Origin of the sequence: Actinoplanes sp. NPDC049681 (genome assembly GCF_044465265.1) — a bacterium.
Lineage (GTDB): Bacteria > Actinomycetota > Actinomycetes > Mycobacteriales > Micromonosporaceae > Actinoplanes.
Genome location: NZ_JBITLP010000007.1, coordinates 437,233 through 463,351, shown reverse-complemented (window position 1 = coordinate 463,351; position 26,119 = coordinate 437,233). Strand labels below are relative to the sequence as shown.

Annotated in this window: 23 protein-coding genes; 12 read left to right on the top strand and 11 right to left on the bottom strand. The window is 71.7% G+C overall.

From position 1 onward, the window contains the following. The first annotated feature begins 15 nt into the window (after nucleotides 1-15). Nucleotides 16-1,791, top strand: coding sequence for a flavin-containing monooxygenase (locus tag ACIBO8_RS27190; protein ID WP_396118136.1), 1,776 nt, complete (start codon nucleotides 16-18; stop codon nucleotides 1,789-1,791). 9 nt (nucleotides 1,792-1,800) lie between these two features. Here ACIBO8_RS27190 and ACIBO8_RS27185 read toward each other — a convergent pair whose 3' ends face one another. From ACIBO8_RS27185 to ACIBO8_RS27175, 3 genes are read right to left on the bottom strand one after another with little or no spacing between them, the layout of a single operon-like run. Then, on the bottom strand, nucleotides 1,801-2,121 hold the full coding sequence (locus ACIBO8_RS27185; protein WP_396118135.1) for a DUF3349 domain-containing protein: 321 nt from the start codon (nucleotides 2,119-2,121) through the stop codon (nucleotides 1,801-1,803). Nucleotides 2,122-2,128: 7 nt separating this feature from the next. Continuing rightward, nucleotides 2,129-2,440: a hypothetical protein gene (locus tag ACIBO8_RS27180; protein WP_396118134.1), complete on the bottom strand. Its 312-nt coding sequence runs from the start codon at nucleotides 2,438-2,440 to the stop codon at nucleotides 2,129-2,131. A gap of 12 nt (nucleotides 2,441-2,452) precedes the next feature. After that, on the bottom strand, nucleotides 2,453-3,679 hold the full coding sequence (locus ACIBO8_RS27175; RefSeq protein WP_396118133.1) for an anion permease: 1,227 nt from the start codon (nucleotides 3,677-3,679) through the stop codon (nucleotides 2,453-2,455). A gap of 337 nt (nucleotides 3,680-4,016) precedes the next feature. Between ACIBO8_RS27175 and ACIBO8_RS27170 the strand changes: the two genes are divergently transcribed. From ACIBO8_RS27170 to ACIBO8_RS27160, 3 genes are read left to right on the top strand one after another with little or no spacing between them, the layout of a single operon-like run. After that, the gene (locus tag ACIBO8_RS27170) at nucleotides 4,017-4,283 is read left to right on the top strand and encodes a hypothetical protein (RefSeq protein WP_396118132.1); all 267 of its coding nucleotides are present in this window, start codon (nucleotides 4,017-4,019) and stop codon (nucleotides 4,281-4,283) included. Nucleotides 4,284-4,285: 2 nt separating this feature from the next. Continuing rightward, a complete protein-coding gene (locus ACIBO8_RS27165; RefSeq protein ID WP_396118223.1) occupies nucleotides 4,286-4,813 on the top strand; it encodes an RNA polymerase sigma factor in 528 nt (175 codons plus the stop codon). Next, a complete protein-coding gene (locus ACIBO8_RS27160) occupies nucleotides 4,810-6,630 on the top strand; it encodes an EAL domain-containing protein (protein ID WP_396118131.1) in 1,821 nt (606 codons plus the stop codon). Before ACIBO8_RS27165 ends, ACIBO8_RS27160 begins: the two co-directional genes overlap by 4 nt. Nucleotides 6,631-6,675: 45 nt before the next feature. On the opposite strand, the gene ACIBO8_RS27155 is transcribed toward ACIBO8_RS27160, so the two are convergent. Together ACIBO8_RS27155 and ACIBO8_RS27150 are read right to left on the bottom strand one after the other, a co-directional pair. Beyond that, entirely contained in the window at nucleotides 6,676-7,977 is a 1,302-nt protein-coding gene (locus ACIBO8_RS27155; protein ID WP_396118130.1) for an aspartate aminotransferase family protein, read from the bottom strand. Nucleotides 7,978-7,993: 16 nt separating this feature from the next. Continuing rightward, the gene (locus ACIBO8_RS27150; protein ID WP_396118129.1) at nucleotides 7,994-9,370 is read right to left on the bottom strand and encodes a PLP-dependent aminotransferase family protein; all 1,377 of its coding nucleotides are present in this window, start codon (nucleotides 9,368-9,370) and stop codon (nucleotides 7,994-7,996) included. A 238-nt stretch (nucleotides 9,371-9,608) separates the two neighbouring features. On the opposite strand from ACIBO8_RS27150, the gene ACIBO8_RS27145 reads away from it, so the two are divergent. From ACIBO8_RS27145 to ACIBO8_RS27110, 8 genes are read left to right on the top strand one after another with little or no spacing between them, the layout of a single operon-like run. After that, on the top strand, nucleotides 9,609-10,448 hold the full coding sequence (locus ACIBO8_RS27145) for a nitrilase-related carbon-nitrogen hydrolase (protein WP_396118128.1): 840 nt from the start codon (nucleotides 9,609-9,611) through the stop codon (nucleotides 10,446-10,448). Continuing rightward, nucleotides 10,445-11,845, top strand: a complete 1,401-nt coding sequence (hydA, locus tag ACIBO8_RS27140; protein WP_396118127.1) for a dihydropyrimidinase — start codon at nucleotides 10,445-10,447, stop codon at nucleotides 11,843-11,845. Before ACIBO8_RS27145 ends, hydA begins: the two co-directional genes overlap by 4 nt. Before the next feature lie 8 nt (nucleotides 11,846-11,853). After that, the gene (locus ACIBO8_RS27135) at nucleotides 11,854-13,338 is read left to right on the top strand and encodes a CoA-acylating methylmalonate-semialdehyde dehydrogenase (protein ID WP_396118126.1); all 1,485 of its coding nucleotides are present in this window, start codon (nucleotides 11,854-11,856) and stop codon (nucleotides 13,336-13,338) included. Between the two features lie 4 nt (nucleotides 13,339-13,342). Further along, nucleotides 13,343-14,338, top strand: a complete 996-nt coding sequence (locus tag ACIBO8_RS27130) for a TIGR03842 family LLM class F420-dependent oxidoreductase (RefSeq protein ID WP_396118125.1) — start codon at nucleotides 13,343-13,345, stop codon at nucleotides 14,336-14,338. Continuing rightward, nucleotides 14,335-15,195 carry an ABC transporter permease gene (locus ACIBO8_RS27125; protein ID WP_396118124.1) on the top strand — a complete coding sequence of 287 codons (861 nt, stop codon included), beginning with the start codon at nucleotides 14,335-14,337 and terminating at the stop codon, nucleotides 15,193-15,195. Before ACIBO8_RS27130 ends, ACIBO8_RS27125 begins: the two co-directional genes overlap by 4 nt. Then, complete coding sequence (locus ACIBO8_RS27120) at nucleotides 15,192-15,956, top strand: ABC transporter ATP-binding protein (protein ID WP_396118123.1); 765 nt, start codon at nucleotides 15,192-15,194, stop codon at nucleotides 15,954-15,956. The genes ACIBO8_RS27125 and ACIBO8_RS27120 overlap by 4 nt, the downstream gene beginning before the upstream one ends. After that, nucleotides 15,953-16,708 (top strand): ABC transporter permease, encoded by a 756-nt coding sequence (locus ACIBO8_RS27115; RefSeq protein ID WP_396118122.1) that lies wholly within the window; start codon nucleotides 15,953-15,955, stop codon nucleotides 16,706-16,708. The genes ACIBO8_RS27120 and ACIBO8_RS27115 overlap by 4 nt, the downstream gene beginning before the upstream one ends. 8 nt (nucleotides 16,709-16,716) lie before the next feature. Then, entirely contained in the window at nucleotides 16,717-17,841 is a 1,125-nt protein-coding gene (locus ACIBO8_RS27110; RefSeq protein ID WP_396118121.1) for an ABC transporter substrate-binding protein, read from the top strand. A gap of 10 nt (nucleotides 17,842-17,851) precedes the next feature. Here ACIBO8_RS27110 and ACIBO8_RS27105 read toward each other — a convergent pair whose 3' ends face one another. The 6 genes from ACIBO8_RS27105 to ACIBO8_RS27080 all read right to left on the bottom strand — a co-directional run bounded on the left by ACIBO8_RS27105 (nucleotide 17,852) and on the right by ACIBO8_RS27080 (nucleotide 26,012). Next, nucleotides 17,852-18,829, bottom strand: coding sequence for an AraC family transcriptional regulator (locus ACIBO8_RS27105; protein WP_396118120.1), 978 nt, complete (start codon nucleotides 18,827-18,829; stop codon nucleotides 17,852-17,854). Nucleotides 18,830-18,880: 51 nt separating this feature from the next. Beyond that, complete coding sequence (locus ACIBO8_RS27100; protein ID WP_396118119.1) at nucleotides 18,881-19,444, bottom strand: GAF domain-containing protein; 564 nt, start codon at nucleotides 19,442-19,444, stop codon at nucleotides 18,881-18,883. A 123-nt stretch (nucleotides 19,445-19,567) separates the two neighbouring features. Next, nucleotides 19,568-20,335, bottom strand: coding sequence for a hypothetical protein (locus ACIBO8_RS27095; RefSeq protein ID WP_396118118.1), 768 nt, complete (start codon nucleotides 20,333-20,335; stop codon nucleotides 19,568-19,570). 89 nt (nucleotides 20,336-20,424) lie between these two features. Further along, nucleotides 20,425-22,506, bottom strand: a complete 2,082-nt coding sequence (locus ACIBO8_RS27090) for a PQQ-dependent sugar dehydrogenase (protein ID WP_396118117.1) — start codon at nucleotides 22,504-22,506, stop codon at nucleotides 20,425-20,427. Between the two features lie 9 nt (nucleotides 22,507-22,515). Further along, a complete protein-coding gene (locus ACIBO8_RS27085) occupies nucleotides 22,516-23,436 on the bottom strand; it encodes a sugar phosphate isomerase/epimerase family protein (protein ID WP_396118116.1) in 921 nt (306 codons plus the stop codon). 272 nt (nucleotides 23,437-23,708) lie between these two features. Next, nucleotides 23,709-26,012 carry a putative bifunctional diguanylate cyclase/phosphodiesterase gene (locus tag ACIBO8_RS27080; RefSeq protein WP_396118115.1) on the bottom strand — a complete coding sequence of 768 codons (2,304 nt, stop codon included), beginning with the start codon at nucleotides 26,010-26,012 and terminating at the stop codon, nucleotides 23,709-23,711. Nucleotides 26,013-26,119: the final 107 nt, after the last annotated feature.

Here is a 26,119-nt window from a genome sequence, read left to right as displayed (position 1 = left end):
CCGTGTGCTGAAGGCATGACGCAGACACGAGAGCGGGTGGAGGCGTGGCTCGGGGCGTTCGAGTCCGCGCTGCGCGACCGGGACGGCGAGCGGGCCGCGAGGCTCTTCGCCGTCGACAGCTTCTGGCGCGACCTCGTCGCGTTCACCTGGAACATCACGACGGTCGAGGGCCGGGCCGGGGTGGCCGCCCTGCTCGCGGACCGGCTGGAGGACGTGGACCCGTCCGGCTTCGCGCTCACCGAGGAGCCGTCCGAGGCCGACGGGGTGACCGAGGCGTGGCTGCGCTTCGAGACCCGGGTCGGGCGCGGCACGGCGCATCTGCGGCTGCGCGGCGGCGAGGCGTGGACGCTGCTCACCACGCTGCGCGAGCTCAAGGGCTTCGAGGAGGCCCGGCCGCAAGGCGTGGAGCACGAGCTGCGCAAGGGCCGACGCTCGTGGCAGGAGGAACGGGAGCGGGAACAGGCCACACTCGGGCGCGTCGAGCAGCCGTACGTCGTGGTGATCGGCGGCGGGCAGGGCGGGATCGCGCTCGGCGCGCGGCTGCGGCGGCTGGGCGTACCGGCGCTGGTCCTGGACCGGCACGACCGCCCGGGCGACCAGTGGCGCAAGCGCTACAAGAGCCTCTGCCTGCACGACCCGGTCTGGTACGACCACCTGCCCTACCTGCCCTTCCCCGCGAACTGGCCGGTGTTCGCGCCGAAGGACAAGATCGGTGACTGGCTGGAGATGTACACCCGGGTGATGGAGGTGCCGTACTGGTCGCGCGCGGAGGTCCGGTCCGCGTCCTTCGACGCCGACAGCGGGACCTGGCGGGTCGTGGTGCAGCACGACGGCGAGTCGGTGGAGCTGCGGCCGGCGCACCTCGTGTTCGCCACCGGCATGTCCGGCAAGCCCAACCGCCCGGCGCTGCCCGGCCAGGACGTCTTCCGCGGCGAGCAGCACCACTCCAGCGAGCACCCCGGGCCCGAGGCGTACCGGGGCAAGCGGGTCGTGGTCGTCGGGTCCAACAACTCGGCCTTCGACATCTGCGGCGCGCTCTGGGAGCACGACGCCGACGTCACCATGGTGCAGCGCTCGTCCACGCACATCGTGAAGTCGGCGTCCCTGATGGACATCGGCCTCGGCGACCTGTACTCGGAACGGGCCGTCGCGAACGGGGTCACCACGGACCGCGCGGACATGATCTTCGCCTCGCTGCCGTACCGGATCATGCACGAGTTCCAGATCCCGCTGTACGAGCGGATGGCCGAGCGCGACGCCGACTTCTACGCCCGCCTCGAGAAGGCGGGCTTCCGCCACGACTGGGGCGACGACGGCAGCGGGCTGTTCATGAAGTACCTGCGGCGCGGCTCCGGCTACTACATCGACGTGGGCGCCGCCGACCTGGTGGCGGACGGCCGGATCAAGCTCGCCCAGGGCCAGGTCGACCGCCTCACGGAGGACGCGGTGGTCCTCGACGACGGCACCACCCTCCCGGCCGACCTGGTCGTCTACGCCACCGGGTACGGCTCGATGAACGGCTGGGTCGCCGACATCGTGGACCGGGCCACCGCCGACCGGGTGGGCAAGGTGTGGGGACTCGGCTCGGACACCACCAAGGACCCGGGCCCGTGGGAGGGCGAGCAGCGCAACATGTGGAAGCCCACGCAGCAGGAGAACCTGTGGTTCCACGGCGGCAACCTGCACCAGTCGCGGCACTACTCGCTCTACCTCGCGCTGCAGCTCAAGGCCCGCTACGAGGGCATACCGACGCCGGTCTACCGGCTGCAGGAGGTGCACCACACCAGCTGACCGCCCGCCTCACTCCGCCGGCGGTTCGGCCAGGGGCCAGCCGCCGGCGGCGAGGTGCGCGGAGACCCGGACCACGTCCTCCGGCGACGCGTCCTGCAGCATCGAGGAGCCGATCATCGCCTCGATGTCCTCGGTGGTGATGGGCTCGGCGCCGCTCGGCGCCGCGCGCTCCGCGAGCTCGATGGCGATCTTGCGGACCTCGTCCTCGGTCAGCTTGCGGCGCAGCAGGCCCAGCAGGGCCACGTAGTCCTGCCGGGGCACCCCGGACGGATACCCGGCACGCAGCCACTCCACCGCCCGGGTCAGGAAACTCGCCCGTTGCTCACTCATGCCGGCCTCACTTGTCCACCAGGGTCGGGAACACGTGCTCGAAGCTCAGGGCCTTGCCGAAGCCGCCGGCCACGATGAAGGTGATGCCCAGCACCACGCCGAGCAGCACGATCGCGAACAACGCCCAGCCGAGCACGACCCCGAGTGGGTGGCCGGCCGGGCCGCGGGCCCCCGCGGCGTGCTCCTCGGCGTCGCCGCCGGCGCCGTACGCGAGCGCGCGGATGCCGAGCCCGAACAGCGCGGGCAGGCCGGCCCCGAGGACGAGGCCGGCGGCCACGACCTTCCAGGCGCTCTCGAGGGCGAATCCCAGGTTGTGCATCTCGTACGCCTCTCAGCTGGCCGTACCGGCGGGGACGCGCTCGGCGGGCCGGGGGGCGTCCTCCCACTCGTCGTTGACGTTCTGGTGGTCGACCGGCGCGCGCCGCGAGCGCACGTACATCAGGGTCGCGGCGGCGAGGAGGATCACGAAGACGGCGAGCGCGCCCGCGAGGCCGCCGCCCAGCAGATGCCCGATCCACCACATGAGGGCACCGACGACGGCGGCGGCCGGCAGCGTGATGAGCCAGGCGGCGACCATGCGGCCGGCGACGCGCCAGCGGACCTGGGCACCGGGCTTGCCGACACCCGAGCCGAGGATGGAGCCGGTCGCGACGTGCGTGGTGGAGAGGGCGAAGCCCAGGTGGCTGGAGGCGAGGATGACCGCGGCCGAGGCCGACTCGGCGGCCATGCCCTGCGGCGGGGCGATCTCGACCAGGCCCTTGCCGAGGGTACGGATGATCCGCCAGCCGCCGAGGTACGTGCCGAGCGCGATCGCCAGGGCGCAGGAAGCCTTGACCCAGAACGGGATCGACGACGTGTCGGTCCAGTCCCCGGCCGCGATCAGGGCGAGGGTGATGACGCCCATCGTCTTCTGCGCGTCGTTGGTGCCGTGCGCCAGCGAGACCAGCGACGCGCTGCCGATCTGCCCCCAGCGGAACCCGTTGTCGGTGAAGCGCCGGGCGACGCCGACGGTGACCCGGTAGATCAGCCAGGTGCCGGCGGCCGCGACCGCACCGGCGATGACCGGCGACATGATCCCGGGCAGGATCACCTTGCCGACGACCCCGTCGAGCTTGCTGCCGTCGCCGTTCCAGTTGACCCCGGCCCACCCCAGCCCCGCGACGGTGGCGCCGATCAGCCCGCCGAACAGGGCGTGCGACGAGCTGGAGGGCAGGCCCAGCAGCCAGGTGAGCAGGTTCCACACGATGCCGCCGACCAGGCCGGCGAGCACGATCAGCAGCAGGGCCGTGCCGCCGTCCGCGAGCAGCTCGGTCTTCGGCGTACCGTTGGAGTTCTGGATCTTCACGACGGCGTTGGTGACGGTGAGCGCGACCTCGACGGAGAGGAACGCGCCGACGAGGTTGAGGAGCCCGGAGAGGGCGACCGCGGCCTTCGGCCGCAGGGCCCGCGTCGCGATGGACGTGGCCATCGCGTTGGCGGTGTCGTGGAAGCCGTTCGTGAAGTCGAAACCGAGTGCGGTGACGACCACGAGTGCGAGGATGACGGAAGTGTCTGCCACCAGCCGATGGTCGCGCACGGATGCATCCGCGGAAGACCCGCGGGCGGGCGAATTCAGATTTCGGCCCGTGTTGGAGTGTCGGTAGCGGCGGGTTCGGCTGCCCGCCATCCGCCGAAGGTCACCCTCCGTGCGCGGCGCGTGACCATACTCGCCGGTCATCGAGGTCCGTCGAACGGCCCGTCTGAAGTGGACGAAGGGCCACCCTGCACCAGGTAGGCGCGGGGGCGCCGGCAACCGCCCCAACTTGGCACGGTTTCGCTCCCCCACATCCGGCCCACCCACAGAGAGTAGTGACCGGAGGCCCGACGACGAGGGCCACGGTACGAGTGGAGAACCGGTGGACCACATCAGCGCAGAGCTGCTCAGTGCGGCGGTGGCGGTCGGGGGTGGACTGGGGGTCGGCGGACCGGTACGCGCCTGGATCCGGCACCGCACGCGGTTGCACCTGGAACGCGAGCGGTCGGCGCGGGCCGCCGCGCGGGCGGCCGGTCTGGCCCGGCTCGCCCGGGGTCAAGGCTCGGTCCGCATCGACGAGCGGGACCAGGACGGTCACCGGGTCGTCGAGCTGCGCGGACCGGCGGCGCGGGACGGGGAGGCGGCGTGAGCATGCCCCATCAGCCGGCCGCGGCACGAGCAGCGCGGCGCGCGGCCTTCCACGTCTTCTTCCTCCAGCACCACCTCGGCGTCGAGCAGTTCCTCCAGCGGCTGGAAGCCGACCGCGGCATGGTGGAGGACGTGACCCAGGAGGCCTTCATGGCGCTCCTCGCGCGGTGGGAGCGCGGTGACGACTTCGCGGATGCGCGGACCTACGTGCTGGCCATCGCCCGCAACATCCTGCGCCGGCACCAGAAGCGGCGCAGCCGCGTGACGACCCTGTTCTTCGACGACCTCACCATGCCGGAGATCGCCGACCCGGCGACCCCGCCGGAGGGCGCGGACCGGCTGGCCGCGTGGATCCAGCTGCTGCCGCCGCGCATGGGCGAGGTCATCAGCCTGTCGCAGGAGAATCTGCCGGACCGCGCCATCGCGGAACGCCTGGACATCTCCCACAACACCGTCCGGGAGTACAAGGTGCAGGCCCGGCGCAAGCTCAGGGAGCTCGCGGAGGCCGACGGCGTGGTCACCCCGCGATGACCCTCGACGACATCATGGAATTGGCGGCCGCGTACACGCCGTCGGCCCTCGACCGGGCCCGCAGCCGCCGGGCCCTGGACCGGCTGCTGACCGAGTACGACCGGGCCGTCGCCGAGGGCCGGGACGTGCTGGGCGACCTCGACGAGGCGGACGTACGGGAGCCGGACGAGGCGACCCGCGTCAAGCAGGCCGCCGAGTCGGCCGGCGCCGGGTGGATGATGTGGGACGCGGGAAGCCGCGAGCTGACGTGGTCGCCCGCCATGGCGCGGATGTTCGGCTACTCCGCCGCCACGCCCGCCGACGAGGACCGGCTGACCCAGGGCATCCACGCCCCGGACCGGGCCGGCGTCCGGGCCGAGGTGGAACGCGGGTGGCGGGAGCGCGTACCCGTCGAGCTCACGTTCCGGTTGCAACGGCTGGACGGCCCGTTCCACTACGTCCGGTGCCTGGTGCAGCTGCTCACCCCGGACGGCGAGACGCCGACCGGCCTCGTCGCCACGGTGCACGACGTGACCCGGCAGGAGGTCGAACGCCAGGAGCAGCGCCGCACCCGCCGCCGCGCCCGGATCGGCCGGGACCGCCTGCCCGGCCACGACCCGGTGAGCGCCTTCCTCGGCCGGGACCGGTTCGCCGACGAGCTGGACCGGGCGGCGCGCGCGGGATCGGGTGCGCTGCTGGTCGTCGCGGTCGAGCCGACCCGCGAGCTGGGCGACGAGCAGAGCCGGCAGGTGACGCGGGCGGTCGCCGGGATGCTCGCGCCCGTGCTGCCCCCGGGCGGCCGCCACGGCATCCTCGGCCCCACCGAGTTCGGCTTCCTCGCCGCCGATCGCGCGACGGCCACGTCGCTGCTGGCGGACCTGCAGGATCGGCTGGGCCTGAGCACGGTGAGCGGGGTACGGCTACGGTCGTGGGCCGGGCTGGTGCCGTTCGCGGCCGGCGCCGGGGTGAGCGGGCGCGACCTGGTGCTCGACGCCGCGGCGGCGTGGCGGGAGAGCCGGCGGGCCCACATCGCCCTCACCGCGACGTCCGGGCCGAGGTCGCCATCGGACCGCCGGAATGCCGTCGAGGCGGAGATCGGCGCCGTGCTGCGTGCCGGCCGGCTGCGGCTCTACGCCCAGCCCATTCTCGATCTCGCACTGAACGCGATCACCCGGCACGAGATCCTGCTGCGGACCACGGACGGGCGCAACCGCAGCGAGTCGCCCGTCTCCTTCCTGGCGGCGGCGGAGCGGGGCGAGGACATCGTCGCCGTCGACCGGTGGGTGGTCGACCGCAGCCTGGCGCTGATCGGTGCGGGCGCGCAGGAGTCGCACTTCCAGATCAACGTCTCCGGGCGTACGGTCTCCCGCCCGGGGCTGGCCGCACACGTCCTGGACGCCCTTGCACGGCATCGGGTCGACCCGCGCGCCGTCACGTTCGAGATCACCGAGTCCACCGCCATCGACAACCTCACCGCGGCCGCCGAGTTCGCCGCCGCCGTCCGCCGCCGGGGCTGCGAGCTGGCGCTGGACGACTTCGGCACCGGCTACTCGTCGCTGTACCTGCTCAAGTACCTGCCGATCGACCTGGTGAAGATCGACGGGGACTTCATCGCCCGGCTGCCGGGCTCGGAGTTCGACCGGATCGCCGTCCAGGCCGTCGTGGACATGTGCCGGGCGCTGGGCGTACGGACCGCCGCTGAGCGCGTCGAGGACCCCGCGACCGTGGACCTGCTGCGGGGCATGGGCGTGAACTTCGCCCAGGGCTACGCGATCGCCCACCCGCGGCCCCTGGCACCGTCGCCGGCCCCTTCGCGGCTGGACCGGGCGACGGGATGAGGCAGGAGCTCCGGCGCCCTGGCGGGGGTGCCGGAGCTCCGCCGCTCAGAACGCCTCGGCGTCCACCTTGCGGATCGCGTCCACGAGGATCGCCAGACCCTCGCGGGCCTCCTCCTCGGTGAGCGTGAGCGGCGGGCCCATCCGCAGCACGTTGCCGTAGAGACCGCCCTTGCCGACCAGCAGCCCGCCCCGGCGGCACTCGTCGAACACGCGCAGGGTCGCCGTCGCGTCCGGCTCGGTCGTTCCCGGACGGACGAACTCCACCGCGAGCATCAGGCCGCGTCCGCGTACCTCGCCGACGATGCCCGCCTCGCCGACCCCCGCGCGCAACCCGTCGAGCAGGATGGCGCCGACGCGCTTGGCGTGGTGCTGAAGGTCGTGCTCGAGGACGTAGTCCAGGACCGCGTTGCCGGCCGCCGTCGAGATCGGGTTGCCGCCGAAGGTCGAGAAGCTCGTCGCCGGTACGGCGTTGACAAGCTCCGCCCGGCCGACCACCCCGGCCAGCGCGAAGCCGTTGCCGATGCCCTTCGCGAAGGTGATGAGGTCGGGCTGCACGTCGTGCGCCTGATACCCCCAGAAGTGCTCGCCGGTACGCCCCCAGCCGGTCTGCACCTCGTCCGCGATGAGCAGGATGCCGTGGTTGTCCAGCTCCTTCTTCAAGGCGCCGAGCAGGCCGTCGGGGGCGTGCACGAAGCCGCCGACGCCCTGGATCGGCTCGGCGATCAGGGCCGCCACGTCGCCGGCCGTGGTGGTGGCGAGCACCTCGCGCAGGTCCTCGACGGCCGCCTCGATGTGCTCGGCGTCGGACAGGCCCGCCATGCGCCCGCGCAGCCGCTCGCCGGAGTGCAGCCAGCTGACCGACACCGGGCTCAGCCCGCTCGCCGACCAGCTGCGGTGTCCCGTGATCGCCATCGCAGCGAAGGAGCGGCCGTGGTAGCTGTTGCGGATCGCCAAGATCTGGTTGGAGCGGCGGTGGTTGGTGGCGAACAGCAGCGCCGCCTCGTTGGCCTCGGTGCCGGAGTTCGCGAAGAAGACCCGCGCGTCCGGGATGCCGGACACCTTGGCGATCTTCTCCGCCAGCTCGACCTGCTGCCGGATCAGATACAGCGTGGAGCTGTGCACGATGCCGGTGGCGAGCTGTCTCTCGACCGCCTCGCGCACCTCGGCGATGTCGTAACCCAGCATGGTGGTGAGCACGCCGCCGAAGAAGTCCAGATAGGTCCGGCCGGCGCTGTCGGTGACCCGGCGCCCGGAGCCGGAGACCAGCTCGATCGCCTCGTCGCCGTAGTAGGTCGTCACCCAGGAGGGCAGCACAGCCTTGTGCCGGGCGAGCAGGTCATCGGTCACGGGAAGCCTCCATGAGCTAGCGCCAGCCGCGAGGGTGCGGGCGGCTACGGGATCCGCTGCCGCGGGCACCGGCCCGGGCGGCGGCGGCGAAGATGTCGGCGAGCTCGGCGTGGCCGTCGCGGATCAGGCCGACGGTGATCCGGACGTGGTCGGCCCCGAGCGGCGTCACGGCGAAGGGCGCACCCGGTGCGACCGCGATGCCGTGCGCGGCCAGCGCGAGCATCGCCATCTGCTGGTCGTCGACGGTCATCCAGAGGTTGATGCCGTCGGCCGCGGTCGCGGTGACGTCCCGCGCCGCCAGCTCGGCCAGCATCGTGGCCCGCCGCTGGGCATAGACCTCCCGCGCGGCGGCGACCCGGGCCTCGGCCTCGGGCGAGGTCAGCAGGTCCAGCAGGACGGCCTGCAGCAGGCGGCTGGACCAGCCGGGGCCGAGCAGGCGCCGGTCCGCGACCGCGGTGATCACCGCGGCGGGGCCGCCGAGCGCCGCGAGCCGCAGGTCGGGCCCGTGGCTCTTGGAGAAACCGGCGACGTGCACGGTCCGGTGCGGCAGACGGGTGCCGAGGCTGACCGGCGGCCCGGTGGCGATGTCGCCCGCGTGGTCGTCCTCGACGATCGTGACCTGCGGGTACGCGGCCAGCTCGACGGCCAGCTCGGCGACCCGCCGCGCGGTGAGGCCGGCTCCGGTCGGGTTGTGCGCCCGCGGCTGCAGGAAGACCGCCACCGGGTCGTACGCCTTGAGCGCCGCGCCCAGCGCCTCGGGCCGCATGCCGTGCTCGTCCATCGGCACGCCGACCACCGTGGCGCCCGCGGCCTCGAGCAGGTCGAGCACCGGCGGGAAAGCGGGGTTCTCGACCAGCACGTGGTCGCCGAAACGGACCAGCGTGGCCGTCACCCGGTCCAGCGCGTCCAGGGCCCCGTCGACGACGGTCAGCTGTTCCGGCGGGTACGGCCACCGCTGCCGCAGGACGGTCTCCAGCGCGGGCAGCACCGGGGCCTCGAGGTAGCTGGTGGTGAGCCGGGCATCGCCGACCCGCGCGAGGGACGCGGTGAGCACGGGCAGCAGGTCGTAGTCGGGCACGCCGGTGGAGTAATCGCGGGCAACGTTGCCGAGGCCGTTGCCGAGCTGCGCGTACCGCAGGCGCCGGCGCGGCGGCACGGAGCCGATGACGAAGGAGCCAGACCGGCCGCGGGTCTCGATCGCGCCGGCCCGGGCGAGGCTGCGCCACGCCTCGCTCACGGTGGTGGGGCTGACGCCGAGCTGGCGGGCTACGTCGCGCACGGTGGGAAGCCGCGCGCCGCTGGGCAGCTCCCCCGCCGTGACGAGCCGGCTCACCCCAGCCGCGATCCCCCGGGCACTCCGGTCGTCGACGGCAGCGGTGATAAGCCCCAGCACCCCGTCCAACCTCCCCACCGCCGCCCACGACCGGGCTGAAGGCTCCCCATGTCTCCGAAAACAACTAGTAACAGGAGGGTCATTGTCCGCCCTCGGTTGTGTCATTAGTGTGCTCCATCATCGGCCCTGAATGTCAAGCCGGACGCTGGGGCGATGACACACGGTGGAGAGGCGATCACAATCGACGGGTGACCCACGCCACCGCCGCCGACACGGCCTACCGAGAGGGGTAGCAGGCATGAACGGTGTTGTCCGTGCCGCCCTCGTCCAGACCACCTGGACGGGCGACAAGGAATCGATGATCAAGGCTCACGAGGACTACGCCCGCGACGCCGCCGCCCAGGGCGCCAAGGTGATCTGCTTCCAGGAGCTCTTCTACGGCCCGTACTTCTGCCAGGTCCAGGACGCCGCCTACTACGAGTACGCGGAGTCGATCCCCGGCCCCACCACCGAACGCTTCCAGGCGCTGGCCGCCGAGCTGGGCATGGTGATGGTCCTGCCGATGTACGAGCAGGAGCAGCCCGGCGTCCTCTACAACACCGCCGCGGTGGTCGACGCCGACGGCTCGTACCTGGGCAAGTACCGCAAGCACCACATCCCGCAGGTGAACGGCTTCTGGGAGAAGTTCTACTTCCGCCCCGGCAATCTCGGCTACCCGGTGTTCGACACCGCGGTCGGCAAGGTCGGCGTGTACATCTGCTACGACCGGCACTTCCCCGAGGGCTGGCGGGCGCTGGGCCTCAACGGCGCGCAGATCGTCTTCAACCCGTCCGCCACGAGCCGGGGGCTGTCGTCGTACCTGTGGCAGCTGGAGCAGCCGGCCAGCGCCGTCGCCAACGAATACTTCATCGGCGCGATCAACCGGGTGGGCTTCGAGCCGCTGGGCGACAACGACTTCTACGGCCAGTCGTACTTCGTGGACCCGGAGGGCAAGTTCGTCGGCGACGTCGGCGACACCCACGAGGCCGAGCTGATCATCCGCGATCTCGACATGAGCCTGATCGAGACCGTCCGGAACCGGTGGCAGTTCTACCGGGACCGCCGGCCCGACAGCTACGAGGGGCTGGTGCGGCCGTGAGCTTCCTGATCAAGGGCGGGACGGTGGTGAGCCCCACCGGCCCGACCCCGGCGGACGTCCTCGTCGACGGCGAGAAGATCGTCGCCCTGTTCGCCCCCGGGACCGGCCCGGGCGACCTCGAGACCATGGACGCCACCGGCAAGTACGTCATCCCGGGCGGGATCGACGCGCACACCCACATGCAGATGCCGTTCGGCGGCACGGAGGCCAGCGACACCTTCGCCACGGGTACGCGCGCCGCGGCCTTCGGCGGCACCACCACCATCGTCGACTTCGCCATCCAGCGCTACGGCGAGGTCGTGCAGGACGGTCTCGCCGCCTGGCACGCCAAGACGGCCGGGAACTGCCACATCGACTACGGCTTCCACATGATCCTGGGCGGCGTCGACGACGAGTCGCTCAAGGCCATGGACCAGCTCGTCGCCGACGAGGGCATCACCAGCTTCAAGCTGTTCATGGCGTACCCGGGGGTGTTCTACAGCGACGACGGGCAGATCCTGCGGGCCATGCAGAAGGCGCGCGACAACGGCGCCATGATCATGATGCACGCGGAGAACGGGCCGGCCATCGACGTGCTCGTCAAGCAGGCGCTCGAGCGCGGCGAGACGGACCCGTACTACCACGGCGTGACCCGGCCGCAGGAGCTGGAGGCGGAGGCGACGAGCCGGGCCATCTGGCTGGCGAGCGTGGCCGCGGACTGCCCGCTGTACATCGTGCACCTGTCCGCCTCCAAGGCGCTGGAACAGGTCGCCGCGGCCCGCGACAAGGGGCGCAACGTGTTCGCCGAGACCTGCCCGCAGTACCTCTACCTGACGCTGGAGGACCAGCTCGGCGCGCCCGGCTTCGAGGGCGCCAAGTGGGTCTGCTCCACGCCGCTGCGCAGCAAGCACGAGAGCCACCGCGCGGATCTGTGGCGCGGGCTGCGTACCAATGATCTCGCCGTGGTCTCCACCGACCACTGTCCCTTCTGCATGAAGGACCAGAAGGAGATGGGGGTCGGCGACTTCTCGAAGATCCCCAACGGCATCGGCGGGGTCGAGCACCGCGTCGACCTGCTCTACCAGGGCGTGGTCGACGGCAAGCTGTCGCTGGGCCGCTGGGTCGAGACCATCGCGACGACCCCGGCGCGGATGTTCGGCATGTACCCGCGCAAGGGCGTCATCGCGCCCGGATCCGACGCCGACATCGTGCTCTACGACCCGTCCGGGCGCACCCGGATCGGCGTCGAGACGCACCACATGAACATGGACTACTCGGCGTGGGAGGGCTGGGAGATCGCCGGCAAGGTCGACACCGTCATCTCCCGCGGCGCCGTCATCGTGCAAGGCGACGAGTACAAGGGACGCGCCGGCCACGGCCGCTACGTCCCCCGCGGCCTGTCCGAATACCTGGTGTAGGAGACCGAGTGCGAGAGATCAAACACTGGATCGACGGTACGGCCGTCGACGGCACCAGCGGCCGGCAGCTGCCCGTCTGGGACCCGGCCACGGGCGAGCAGCAGGCGTACGTGGTGGCCGCGACCGCCGCGGAGACCGAGCGTGCCGTGGCGTCGGCGAAGCGGGCGTTCCCGGGCTGGCGGGCGGCGTCGCTGTCCCGCCGGGCCGAGGTGATGTTCCGCTTCCGCGAGCTGGTCGACGCCAACCGCAAGGAGATCGCCACCCTGGTCAGCGCCGAGCACGGCAAGACGGTGGCGGACGCGGCCGGCGAACTGGCCCGCGGCCTGGAGAACATCGAGTTCGCCGCGGGCGCGCCGCACCTGCTCAAGGGCGGCTACAGCGAGCAGGCCTCCACCGGCGTGGACGTCTACTCGATCCGCCAGCCGCTCGGGGTGGTCGCCGGCATCACGCCGTTCAACTTCCCCGCCATGGTCCCGATGTGGATGTTCTGCAACGCCCTGGTCTGCGGCAACACCTTCGTCCTCAAGCCCAGCGAGAAGGACCCGTCGGTGTCGCTGATGCTGGCGGACCTGCTGCGTCAGGCGGGCCTGCCGGACGGCGCGTTCAACGTCGTGCAGGGCGACCGCGAGGCCGTGGAGACGCTCATCGACCACCCGGACGTGCAGGCGCTGTCCTTCGTCGGTTCCACGCCCATCGCCCGGGCCGTCTACGAGCGCGGCACCAGGGCCGGAAAGCGGGTGCAGGCGCTCGGCGGCGCGAAGAACCACATGGTCGTGCTGCCGGACGCCGACATCGGGGCGGCGGCCGACGCGGCGGTCAGCGCCGGGTACGGCTCCGCGGGCGAGCGCTGCATGGCGGTGTCGGTCGTGGTCGCCGTCGGCGCGAGCGCGGACCCGCTGGTCGAGGCGATCAAGGAACGGGTCGCCCGGATCGCGGTGGGCCCGGCCAGTGACCCGAGCGCCGAGATGGGACCGCTGATCAGCCGCGAGCACCGCGACAAGGTGGCCGGCTACCTCGCCGAGCCCGGCCCGGCCGAGGTCGTCGTGGACGGCCGGGACGCGCCGATCAGCGACGGGCCCGGGTTCTTCCTCGGCGCCTCCCTGGTGGACAAGGTGCCGACCGACTCGCCGCTGTACACCGACGAGATCTTCGGACCGGTGCTGTCGGTGGTGCGGGTGGACACGTACGAGGAGGCCCTCGCCCTGGTCAACGACAACGAGTACGGCAACGGCACCGCCATCTTCACCCGCGACGGCGGCGCCGCCCGGCAGTTCCAGTACGACGTCGTGTGCGGGATGGTCGGCGTTAACGTGCCGGTGCCCGTACCGGTCGCCTACTACAGCTTCGGCGGCTGGAAGTCGTCGCTCTTCGGCGACCTGCACATGTACGGCCCCGAGGGCCTGCAGTTCTACACCCGGAGCAAGGTCGTCACCTCGCGCTGGCCCGACCCGGCCACCTCCGAGGTCGACCTGGGCTTCCCGAAGGTGCGGTGACGCGATGGACATCGGTGTGGTCCTGCAATGCGACCCGCCGTCGAGCGAGGTCGTGGAGCTGGCGAAGCGGGCCGAGGAGCTCGGCTACAGCCACGTGTGGACGTTCGACTCGCACGTGCTGTGGCAGGAGCCGTTCGTCATCTACAGCAGGATCCTCGGCGCGACCGACCGGGTCGTGGTCGGCCCGATGGTCACCAACCCCGGCACCCGCGACTGGACGGTGATCGCGTCGCAGTTCGCCACCCTCAACGAGATGTACGGCAACCGCACCATCTGCGGCATCGGCCGCGGCGACTCCGCGCTGCGGGTGCTGGGGCTGCAGCCGAACACGCTCGCCCAGCTGCGCGAGAGCATCGGCGTCATCCGGGGACTGGCCAACGGCGAGACGGTGACCGTACGCGACCGCGAGCTGCAGTTCGCCTGGGCGCCGCGGAGCCGGCTGGACGTGTGGGTCGCCGCGTACGGCCCGAAGGCGCTGGCCCTGACCGGCGAGGTGGGCGACGGCTACATCCTGCAGCTCGCCGACCCGGACATCGCGGCCTGGATGATCAAGGCGGTGCGGACCGCCGCGGAGAAGGCGGGCCGCGACCCGGCGGCCGTCAAGTTCTGCGTAGCGGCCCCGGCCTACGTCGGCGACGACCTGGCCCACCAGCGGGACCAGACCCGCTGGTTCGGCGGGATGGTCGGCAACCACGTCGCGGACATCGTCGCCCGCTACGGCGCGGACGGCGCGGTGCCGCAGGTGCTGACCGACTACATCAAGGACCGCCAGGGGTACGACTACGCCGAGCACGGCCGCGCCGGCAACTCGCACACCACGTTCGTGCCCGACGAGGTCGTGGACCGCTTCTGCATCCTCGGCCCGGTCGAGAACCACCTCGCCCGGCTGGAGCAGCTGCGGGAGCTCGGCGTCGACCAGTTCGCCCTGTATCTGCAGCACGACGACAAGGAGGGGACGCTGGAGGCGTACGGGAAGAACATCATCCCGGCGATCCCATGAGACGCGTCCTCAGCGCTCTCGTGGCGCTGCTCGTGGCCGTGGCCGTGTGGGAGGGCTACAAGGCGGTCGGCAACCCGGACGGAACCGTGCTGTTCGGCACCCGCGTCCTGCCCCGCGCCGACGACCTGTCCATGCCGCACGTCTGGGACATGCTGCGCCGGCTCGGCCGCCCGGAACTCACGGGCGGCCGGCCGGTCTGGCAGGTGGTGCTCGGCGCGGCCGCGTTCACGCTGGGCATCACCGCCGCGGGGTTCGTGGCCGGGGCGCTCGTCGGCCTGCTGCTGGCGGTGGCGATGCAGCGGTTCCGGATCGTCGAGCGGGGGCTGCTGCCGTACGTGATCCTGTCCCAGACCGTGCCACTGGTGGCGCTGGCGCCGCTGGTGGCGGGCTGGAGCGGCAATTTGTCCCTGGGGCCGTACCCGTGGGCGGATTGGATGACGGTCGCGGTGATCGCCGCGTACCTGAGCTTCTTCCCGGTTGCCGTCGGCATGCTGCGCGGCCTGCAGTCGCCGCAGGCGAGCGGGGTGGAGCTCATGCGCAGCTACGCCGCCGGCTGGTGGCGCACCCTGATCAAGCTCCGCCTTCCGGCGTCGCTGCCCTACCTGTTCCCGGCGCTGCGGCTCGCGGGTGCGGCCGCCGTCGTGGGCGCGGTGGTCGGCGAGATCTCCACCGGTACGCGCGGAGGCATCGGCCGCCTCGTCATCGAGTACTCGCGGGAGGCGACCAGCGATCCCGCGAAGGTCTACACCGCCATGCTCGGCGCGGCCCTGCTCGGCCTCGTCGTCGCCGGCCTGGTCAGCCTCCTGGAACTGCCGCTGATGCGGCACCGACGTCGAGTCCCGGTGGTGACGATGTGACTGCTGTGTCCGTCTCCGGTGTCACGAAGGTCTTCAACCCGGGCCGTCCCGACGAGGTCGCGGCGCTGTCCGACGTGGACCTCACGGTCGGCACGGGCGAGTTCGTGTCCCTCATCGGGCCGTCCGGCTGCGGCAAGAGCACGCTGCTGCGACTGATCGCCGACCTCCTCACGCCGACCGCCGGCGCCGTCTCCGTCGCCGGGCGGCCGGCCCGCCAGGCCCGGCTCGACCAGTCCTACGGGATCGCCTTCCAGCAGGCGGGCCTCTTCGAATGGCGTACGGTACGGCGCAACGTCGAACTGCCCCTGGAACTACGCAAGCAGTCCCGGGCCGCCCGGCGGGCCCGCGCCTCGCAGATGCTCGCGCTGGTCGGGCTCGCCGATTTCGCCGACCACTACCCCGCCCAGCTCTCCGGCGGCATGCAACAGCGCGTCGCCATCGCCCGGGCCCTGGCCGTCCAGCCACCGCTGCTGCTGATGGACGAGCCGTTCGGTGCCCTCGACGAGATGACCCGCGAGCGCCTGCAGACCGAGCTGCTGAGCATCTGCGCGCAGACCGGCACCAGCACCGTGTTCGTCACGCACTCCATCGCGGAGGCCGTCTTCCTGTCCCACCGCGTGGTGGTCATGTCACCGCGCCCGGGCCGGATCACCGGAATCATCGACATCGACCTGCCGTCCCGTGACGAGGCGGTACGCCAGTCCCCCGACTTCTTCTCGTTCGTGACCCTGGTCCGCAAGACCCTGCGCGGTTCGCCGTGAAGCGCATCCTGCCCCCGGTGATCGTCGGCATCGCCGCCCTCGTCGCCTGGGAGCTGACCGTCTCGCTGGGCCGGATCGCGCCGTTCATCCTGCCCGCGCCGTCCGCGATCGGGCACGAGCTCGTCGCGCAGCGCGCCAACATCCTCTCCGCCGGCGCGGCCAGCGGCCTCAACGCGCTGATCGGGCTGCTCTGGGGCACGGCGGCCGGCCTGCTCGCCGCCATGGCGGCGAGCCGCTTCCGGCTGCTGTCCGACCTGTCCCTGCCGGTGGCGGCGGTGCTCAACGCGCTGCCGATCATCGCGCTCGCACCCATCCTCAACAACATGTTCGAGTCGACCTCCAACGTGCCGCGCCGCCTGGTAGCCGGGATCATCGTGTTCTTCCCGGTCTTCATCAACACCCTGCGCGGACTGCGGGAGGTGGACCCCACCCACCGCGAGCTGATGACCAGCTACGCGGCCGGGGGCTGGACGTTCACCCGGCTGGTCCGGCTGCCCGGCGCGCTGCCCTTCGTCTTCACCGGCCTGCGACAGGCGTCCTCGCTGGCCGTGATCGCCGCGGTCGTCGCCGAGTACTTCGGCGGCCTGCAGAACGGGCTCGGCTCCCGGATCACCTCCGCCGCCGCGTTCACCGCGTACCCCCGTGCCTGGGCCTTCGTGGTCGGCGCCTGCCTGCTCGGACTGGTCTTCTACCTCACCACGCTCCTGCTGGAGCGTCTCGCGATGCCCTGGAAAACCCGCTTGCTCAGTTAGGAGCCGTCGTGCGCCGTTTCCTGGTCCCGGTTCTCGCCTCCCTTCTCCTGCTCCCCGCGTGCGGCACCGCCGACACTTCCGCCACCCCGGCCGCCTCGGGCGGCGTCACCCCGATCAAGCTCCAGCTGCAGTGGTTCTACCAGGCCCAGTTCGCCGGCTACATCGCCGCGGTGGACCAGGGCTTCTACAAGGAACAGGGCCTCGACGTGCAGCTGCTGGAGGGTGGCGTCGACATCGTCCCGCAGACCGTGCTCGCCCAGGGCAAGGCCGACTACGCCGTCGCCTGGGTGCCCAAGGCCCTCGCCTCCCGCGAGCAGGGCGCCGCCATCACCGATGTCGCCCAGATCTTCGCCCGCTCGGGCACCTACCAGGTGGCGTGGAAGGACAGCGGCATCACCGGCCCTGCCGATTTCAAAGGCAAGAAGGTCGGCAACTGGGGCTTCGGCAACGAGTTCGAGCTCTTCGCCGGCATGACCAAGGCCGGCCTCGACCCCGGCAAGGACGTCACCCTCGTCCAGCAGCAGTTCGACATGCAGGCGCTGCTGAAGAAGGAGATCGACGCCGCCCAGGCCATGAGCTACAACGAGTACGCCCAGCTGCTCGAGGCGAAGAACCCGGCCACCGGCAAGCTCTACACCGCCGACGACTTCACGGTCATCGACTGGAAGACCAACGGCTCGGCCATGCTGCAGGACGCGGTGTGGGCGAACACGGCCAAGCTCAGCGATCCGGCGTACCAGCAGCAGACGGTGAAGTTCCTGGCCGGCACCGTCAAGGGCTGGGCGTACTGCCGCGACAACCCGGAATCCTGCCGCGACATGGTGGTGGCCAAGGGTTCCAAGCTCGGCAAGAGTCACCAGCTCTGGCAGATGAACGAGGTCAACAAGCTCATCTGGCCGTCGGCCGGCGGGATCGGCCTGATCAACGACGCGGACTGGAAGCAGACCGTCGACCTGTCCATGACCACGAAGAACCAGACCGGGGACACGGTGCTGACCAAGCAGCCGGAGGGCAACGCGTACAGCAACGACTACATCCGCCAGGCGCTGGACCGGGCCAAGGCCGCGGGGGTGGACGTGACCGGGGCGGGCTTCCAGGCCAAGACGGTGACCCTGAACCAGGGCGGCGCCTGACGACCCCGGCTCACGCCCTCCGAAGGGTGTCGGACGGCGTGCCGTGGAACCGGGCCTGGTACGCGGCCGCGAACCGCCCCATGTGAGCGAACCCCCACCGCTGGGCGACGGCGGTCACCGTGGTCAGGCCTGGATCGGCGGCGCACAGGTCGTCGTGCGCCCGCGCCAGCCGGACGTCCCGCACGTATGTCATCGGGGTGCAGCCGAGGTAACGCCGGAAACCCGCCTGCAGGGTACGCACACTGACGCCGGCGACCTGGGCCAGGCCGGCCACGGTGAACGGATGCCCGGGATGCGCCTGGACCGCCTCGACGGCCCGCCGCACCGCTGGGGGCCGGTACGCCACCGCCGGCCGGGCAAGGGCCTCACGATCGGGGTGGTCCACGGCCAGCAGCAGCCCGACGGTCAGCGTCTCGACCAGGCGCCCGGCGATCAGCGGCTGGTCGAGCAGGCCGGACGCGGTTCGGAACTCGCCCGCCACCAGGCGGACCAGGGCCGCCCAGCCGTGACCCGGGCCGGCTCCGATGTCGAGCCCGGGGGGCAGCTGAAGCGGGCCGCGGACCGTCGTGCCGAGCACGGTCCTCAGCTGACTCTCCAAAGCCTCCTGTTCGATCTTGACGACGATCTGGCGGCAGTCCGCCGACCAACGGTCGATGACGATGTCCTCGGTGACCCGGGAGACCACCGCGCGGCTTCCGGCGCTGACGAGATCCCTGCCGCCCTGGCGTGCCTCCATGTGACCGCACTGCGGCACACCGATCTGGTAGGCGTCGGGGCTGTCGTAGCCCAGGGTGACCTCCGCGCCGTACCGCGCGTCGCAGAAGGTCAGCGGGCCGAGCCGGAGCACGTGGAAACGGGCGGCGAGGCGTCCGGAGCGGTTCAGGGGCCGCAGGAACTTCCGGGGGAAGAAGTGCTCGCCACCGAACGCCCGTACCTGTTCCACATCGTCGGAGCGCAGCGAGAAGCGCTGCACCGTCAGGCCATCCACCGGATCACGTCCTTCCCACGCCCGGGGCACACATCGAAGGTAGCGACGACGTCAGCCGTCGGCGACCGGTGTGCCGTTGCCCAGCGGCGAGGAGGCACGGGTGTGGGAAAGAACGGTGGCGCAGACGTCGGCCACGGCGCTCACGAAGACGCGCTCGACGGCGGTGAAGCAATGGGCGGCGTTGTCATGGATCAGCCCGACGGCGCCGATCGGGACGCCCCGCAGCAGGAGCGGCGCGCCTGCGAAGGCAAAGCCCCACAGTGCACCCCCGACGGGGTAGGCGAGCCGGATCTCCCGGGGCGACGTCAGCCAGACCGGCCTTCCCCGGAGGATCACGTCGGTGAGGGGATAGCGCGATCCCACCGGAAGAACGCCGACGTCGTGCACCGGATCGCCGGCACCGGGAAGGAGTGTCACGTCGATCAGGTCGCGATCCCGCATCGTGCCGAGGACCGCGCTGTCGGCCCCGGTCGCCGCCGCGGCCTGGATCAGGGCGAGCTTCAGAACGCCGGCATCGGCGGGCGATGTGGCTGCCGCGTGCAACAGCATGTGCAGCCGGCTCAGCAGACCCGCGGCACCCAGGTCGTCGTTCGCAATCCGGTCTCGCCTGTTCATCGGAAATTTCGCCCTCCCGGCGCGATGGTGCCCGAGCCGCCCGGGAGACTGCCACCGCCGGCGGCGCCGTCGGTTCGCGGAACGCAGCCGCTTGTCCGGAACACGCAAGGAGTGCCGCCGTCGCTACATGGAGGTGAGGCGGGCGGCCAGGGCCACGGCGGTGAGGTCACCCTCGCGCAGCCGGGCGGCGGCCTCCGCCTCGCCCAGGCCGGCGAGGCGTTCGGCCGCCGTGCTGATCAGGCGGTCGTCGCCGCTGAGGAGCTTGCGGGCCAGGTGGGCCTGGACCGGGTTGAGTTCGGCGTACGCGCACTTGTCCAGCGCCGCGACGGTGTCTTCGTCGAGGGTGCCGGCGAGGGCGCGTTCCGTCACGATGCGCAGCAGCCAGGAGGGCCACCAGCTGTAGCGGCCGATCAGGTGGCCCGCGCGTACGGCGTCCCGCGGCGTCCGGCCGCCCTCGAGCAGGCGCAGCGTGAGCGGGACGTCGAAGCGCTCCAGGCGCAGCGCCGTGACGAAGAGACGCTGGAGTTTGGCGACGCCGACCACGGACTCCATCGCGGCGGCTGCCTCGCCGTACTGGCCTCGCAGAGCCGACAGGACGGCGGCCGCCTCCTCGGTGGCGATCGCCGAGCCGGTCGAGCTCTCCTCGATGCGGGCCACGGTGTGTGCCAGCCGCTCGGTGGCCTGCCGGGCGGACTCCTGCCGCTCCTCGCTCGCGGGCCGCTCCAGGTAGCGCACCACCGTGTCGACCGCGAGCTCGACCTCCCGGCGCAGCAGGTGGGCCTTGATGTGCGGCGAGATCAACTCGCCGAGCCCCTCGACCAGGTACGCCCGGTCGAAACGGTCGGACTCTTCGAGAAATCCTGCCCACCACGATGCCCGGTGCCGCTCCACCCTCCCAGGGTCGCCGATCGGCGGCCCGGATGCGGGCCAAACGCGGGAGGTCACCCGGCCGGGCCCGGTGCGGGCCCGGCCGGGGCCGGTCACTCCTGCGACGGGGTCAGGACCACCGTCGCCGAGCCGCTCTGCGGCGGGGTGCCGGAGTCCGTGTACTCGGCCACGAAGACGGCGGTCAGGTTGTCCGCCCCGGAGTGGCCGCCGTCGATGAACGTGGTGATCGAGCCGGTGCAGCCGGACGCCGTGGAGAGCGGGTGCCCGTGCTGGTCGTGGCCCAGGATGTAGGTCACCGTCACCCTCGAGCAGTCGACCGGCTGGTCGTCGGTCACCGAGACCTGGAACGTGACGGTGTCACCGAACTCGAACGGCTGGTCCTCGGTGGGCGTGACGAAGCTGACCTGGGGGGCCAGCGTGCCGACCGGCAGGATCACCTCGGCGGAGGCCCAGCGGCCGGTCGGGTCGGTGACCTTCAGCGTGGGCCGGTAGTTGCCGTTCTCGGTGAACGTGTGGACGGCGTTCGGCTGCCGGGAGTCGACGATGCCGTCGGCGTCGAAGTCCCAGGCGTAGCGCAGGCTGTCGCCGTCGGGGTCGGTGGTGCCGGCGCTGGAGAAGGTCACCGTCAGGGGCGCCTCCCCGCGCGTCGGCGTCGCCGTGATCTTCGGGATGGGCGTGCGGTTGCCACGGACGTAGTCGATGCGGGCGAGCTGTGCCTCCGGGTTCTCCGAGAAGTAGCCGTCGCCGTACTCGAGGACGTAGAGGGCGCCGTCGGGACCGAACTCGAGGTCCATCGGGTTGTCGAAGACGATCGACGGCAGCACCGGCTTGATCGAGGTCACCTCGTTCGCCGGCCCGAGTGTGAACTCCTTGACGTAGTCGCGGGTCCATTCGAAGAAGAGCGGTTTGCCGTCGTAGTACTCCGGCCACTTGGTCGCCGACGGGTTCGCCGCGTCGTAGTCGTACGCCGGTCCGCCCATCGGGCCGATGCCGCCGGTGCCCAGCTCGGGGAACTCGGCGCTGGCGTCGTACGTGTAGATGACCTCGGCCTTCTCCACCGGGGGAAGCTCCCGCTTGCCGGTGTTGTGCGGGGAGTCGTTCACCGGCGCCGCGCAGTTGAACGGCGCGCCGGAGGTCTGGGTGGCGAAGTCGTAGTCGACGTAGGGCAGGTCCGGCGCCACGCAGTACGGCCACCCGTAGTTCGCGGGCTTGTCGATGGCCGCCCAGCGCCCCTGCCCGGCGGGCCCGCGCCGCGGGTTCGGGTCGTGGGCGTCCGGCGAGTAGTCACCGACGTAGATGACGCCGGTCCGCTTGTCCACGGCGAAGCGGAACGGGTTGCGCAGCCCCATCGCGTAGATCTCCGGCCGGGTGTACGCCGTACCGGGCTTGAAGAGGTTGCCGTTCGGGATGCGGTAGCCGCCGTTCCCGTCCACCTTGATGCGCAGGATCTTGCCGCGCAGGTCGTTGGTGTTCGCGGCGGAGCGCTGCGCGTCGAAGGCCGGGTTGCGGTTCGCCCGCTCGTCCAGGGGTGCGTAGCCGTCGGACGCGAACGGGTTGGTGTCGTCGCCGGTGGACAGGTAGAGGTTGCCGGCGCCGTCGAAGTCGATCTTGCCACCGACGTGGCAGCACATGCCGCGGTCCGTGGGTACGTCGAGGATCTTCTGCTCGGTGCCCAGCGCGAGCGTGTTGCCGTTCAGCTTGAAGCGCGACAGCCGCATCACGCCCTTGAACGGCGCGAAGTCCGCCGCCGTGCCCTCGGTGGGCGCGTCGCCCTCGTTGACCGTCGGCGTCGCCGGGTTGTCGACGGGCGTGTTCAGCCGCGGCGAGTAGTAGAGGTAGACCCATTTGTTCGCCGCGAAGTTCGGATCGATCGCGACGCCCTGCACGCCTTCCTCGTCGTGCTGGTAGACGGGGATCGTGGCGGCGAGCACGTTGCGGCCGCTCTTCGGGTCGTTGATGCGTACCTCGCCCTTGCGGGCGGTGTGCAGCACGCGCCGGTCCGGCAGGACGGCCAGGGCGATCGGCTCGCCCGGGAAGTCGTCGAGGGTCACCTTCTGGAAGTCGGAGTCGGGCGGCGGCGCGGCCGCCGATGCGGCGGAGGCCGGCTGCGGCGGTGCCATCAGGGCGGTCGCGACGAGGGCGAATGCGGGTACGGCGGCGCTGATTCGCTTCATCGGTCTCCCTCAGAACCGCAGGCCGGCGAGGTAGTCGTAGCCGACCTCCGCGGTGACCAGCGCGTCGGCCGGGGTGCGCGGCGGGCTGCCGGCGTCGTCACGCTCCACGATGTACTCGACGAGCCCGGCCTCGCGGGAGTGCTCGAAGATGCGGGCGAAGTCGATGAGCCCGGCGCCCGGGTCGGCGAAGCTGCCGGAGGGGGCCAGGTCCTTGACGTGCACCTGGCGGATCCTGCCCCGGTTCTGGTGAATCAGGTCGACCGGGTCGTGCGCGCCGCGGAAGGCCCAGAAGAGGTCGACCTCGAGGTGCACCAGCCCGGGATCGGTCTCGCCGGTCAGGATGTCGTATCCCGTCCGGGTCCCACCGTCCTGGCGGGCGAACTCGTTGTGGTGGTTGTGATAGCCGAAGTCCAGCCCGTGCTCACGCGCGAGCGCGCCGGCCTTGTCGAGGTCGCGGGCGAAGGCCTGGTAGACGGCGCTGTCCCGGATGGGCTGGCCGTCGGCCCCGGCCCCGAAGAAGGGGTGGACGATGTACCTGTTGCCGACGATCTCCGCGTCCTCGAGGGCGCGCTCCCAGACGGCGGCGTCGAACGGCTGCGGGATCGCGACGTGCCCGGAGGTGGCGCGCAGCCCGGCACGGTCCAGCGCGGCACGGAACTCCGCGGCCGTACGCCCGACGAAGCCGGCGTGCTCGACGCGGGTGTAGCCGATCTCGGCCAGCGCGGCGAGGGTGCCGTCGAGGTCGATGGCGAGCTGGTTGCGCAGCGTGTAGAGCTGCACGCTGATCTTGTCGCGCGGGATCCGGTTCGGGCGGCGGCGCGGGGCAGCCTCGGCGGGCGAGGCGGCGATCGCGCCGGTGCCGATCGCCGCGGCGCCCGCCGCGGCGGCGCTCAGTAGGTGTCGGCGGCTGACGGTGGACTCGTTCTGCATCGCTTGCACTGCCTCCCGGTCGGTGGTGCGGGATTGACGTGGGCACGCGGAAGCGGCCGATCGGGCAGTGGCCCCCCGGCCACGTGCCACGCCGGAGCACGTTGTTGCATTGAAGTCGTTCGAAGACTGATGGTAATCACAGGTTTCGCTGTCGTGGCGAAAAGAATCTTCGAAATATGCAAAAGTTTCGCCGCCACGACGAATAAGTCCCCGTCAAAGCCATCGAGCCCGACCATGCGGACATGGCGGGCATTCGACGGGGAAGAGGGGCGTCAGCCCGCGGCGAGTGCCCCGCGCTGCCGGACCAGCAGGGCGGTCAGGTCCCCGGCGGACATCGGCCGCGCCAGGTGGTATCCCTGTCCCTGGGTGTAGCCCAGGGCGCGCAGCTGCTCCGCCTGAGCCTCGTTCTCGATCCCCTCCGCCACCGCGTCGAGCCGCAGCGCACCCGCGAGCTGGATCACGGCACGCGCGACCGCCTGACGCGCGTCGCGCGCCTCCGGACCGGCGTCGTCGATCTCCAGGCCGTCCACGAACGACTTGTCGAGCTTCACGATGGCTGCGGGGAACGCCCGCAGCAGGCTCAGCGACGACTCACCGGTGCCGAAGTCGTCCAGCGCCAGCCGTACGCCGGCGCGGTGCAGCTCGTGCAGGCTCTGCGAGACCTGGCTGCCGCGCAGGACCGCGGACTCGGTCAGCTCCAGCACCAGGCGGCCGGTGGACAGCCCCGTCTCCCCCACCACGGCGAGCACCTCGGCGGCGAAGTCCGGGTCGTGCAGCTGCCGCGCGGACACGTTCACGGCCGCCTTCTGCGGCGCGTCCGGGCCGAACTCCGCCGTCCACGCCGCCGTCTGCCGGCACGCCTCGCGCAGCACGTACCGGCCCAGCTCGATGATGAGGCCGGTGCGCTCGGCGACCGGCACGAACGCGCCCGGCATGATGAGCCCGCGCTCGGGGTGGTTCCAGCGCACCAGCGCCTCGACGCCCACCAGCTTGCCGGTGTCGAGCTGCATGATCGGCTGGTAGACGACCTCCAGCTCGTGCTCCTCGATCGCGCGCCGCAGCTCACCACCGAGGCGCATGTTCGCCAGCACCGGCTCGGCCATGCCCGGCAGGTAGCGCACGCAGGCGGCCTTGCCCCGCTCCTTGGCGGCGTACATGGCGACGTCCGCCTCGCGCAGCACGGTGTCCACCGAGGCACCCGGCTCGGCGGTCGCGATGCCGATGCTGGCCTGGACCATGAGCCGGTGCGCCCCGATCGGCTCGGTCAGGGCGTCCAGGATCCGCTGGGCCACGGTCTCGCCCAGCGTCGCACCGCCGAGCAGCAGCACCGCGAACTCGTCGCCGCCGATCCGCACCGGCAGTCCGGTGCCGGCCTGCGCGCGCAGCATGTCGGCAACCGCCACCAGCAGCTGGTCGCCGACGTCGTGGCCGAGCGAGTCGTTGACGGTCTTGAAGTCGTCGAGGTCCACGAGCAGGACCGTGGCGCTCTCCCCGCCGGCGAGCGCCGCCTGCAGACGGGCCCGGAACATGGCCCGGTTCGCCAGGCCGGTCAGGCCGTCGTGGCTCGCCTCGTGCTGCAGCCGCTCCTCCTGGGCCCGGATGTCGCGCAGGAGCCGGGCGTTGTCGCGGAAGGCCAGGAACTGCCGCACCACCACCAGGACGCTCACCAGCACCGCGGCCACCAGCACGACCCGGTCGGTCCAGCGCATCTCCCCCGCAGCCAGGGCGAGCAGCGGCAGGTCCACCGCGGCGACCGCCAGATAGGGCAGCAGCGGCGAGGAGCGGCGCGACACCCGGCCCCGGCCGAGGGTCGCCTTCCACTGCGTGCGGACGGCCAGCACCATCAGCAGTGGCGCCAGCGGCAGCACGATCGCCTGCGACGGTGGACCGCCCGCGTCACCGTACGTGGTGGCGAGCACCGCCACGCCGGCCGCGGTGAGGCCCATGGTCGCCACCAGGCGCAGCGCCGTCCGGTCCACCGGCCCGTCGCCCAGGTACGACACCTTGGTCATACCGCCGACGGACATCACGAACGCGAGCCCGATGAGGGCGAGGGTCTGCGGGCTCCACGGGTCGGCGGCCGTGAGCATCGGGGCCAGCCCGAAGTGCCAGAGCAGCGTCGAGCAACCGAGGAAGGCGATGGTGCGGTCGAGGTTCATCCGCCGGCGCTCCCCGCGACCGGTGGCGCCCACCGGCACCCGGGCGACGGCCCACATGGTGAGCCCGAAACCGAGCGCGACGCAGACGGCCGAGGTGATCGTCATGTCCGGCGTGTCGTCACCCACCGTGTTGCGGACCGCGTTGACCGCCATGAGCAGGTAACCGGAAGTCATGAACAGGGTGCCGACCAGCAGGCCGCGCCAGAAGCGGCGCGCCACGGGATCCGGGCGGACGACCAGCCACAGTCGCAACAGCGCCACCGCGGCGACGGCCCCGCCGAGCGGCATGGCCAGGTAGGCGATCCAGACCGGCCCGGCGCCGACGGTCGCCCAGATCGCGAACCAGACCGAGCTGACGAGGGCAAGGCCGGCGGCGATCACCACGTAGCGCAGGGGTGCGCGCCTGTCCTCGGCCATGACGAGTCGATCGGCTGTCGCGCTCGGCGGGTTAGGAAAACCGGCGGGGGTCGGCCGAAAGGCAGAGGGCCGCCGGGCGCAAGGCCGGTCCCGGGTCGGATGTGCCA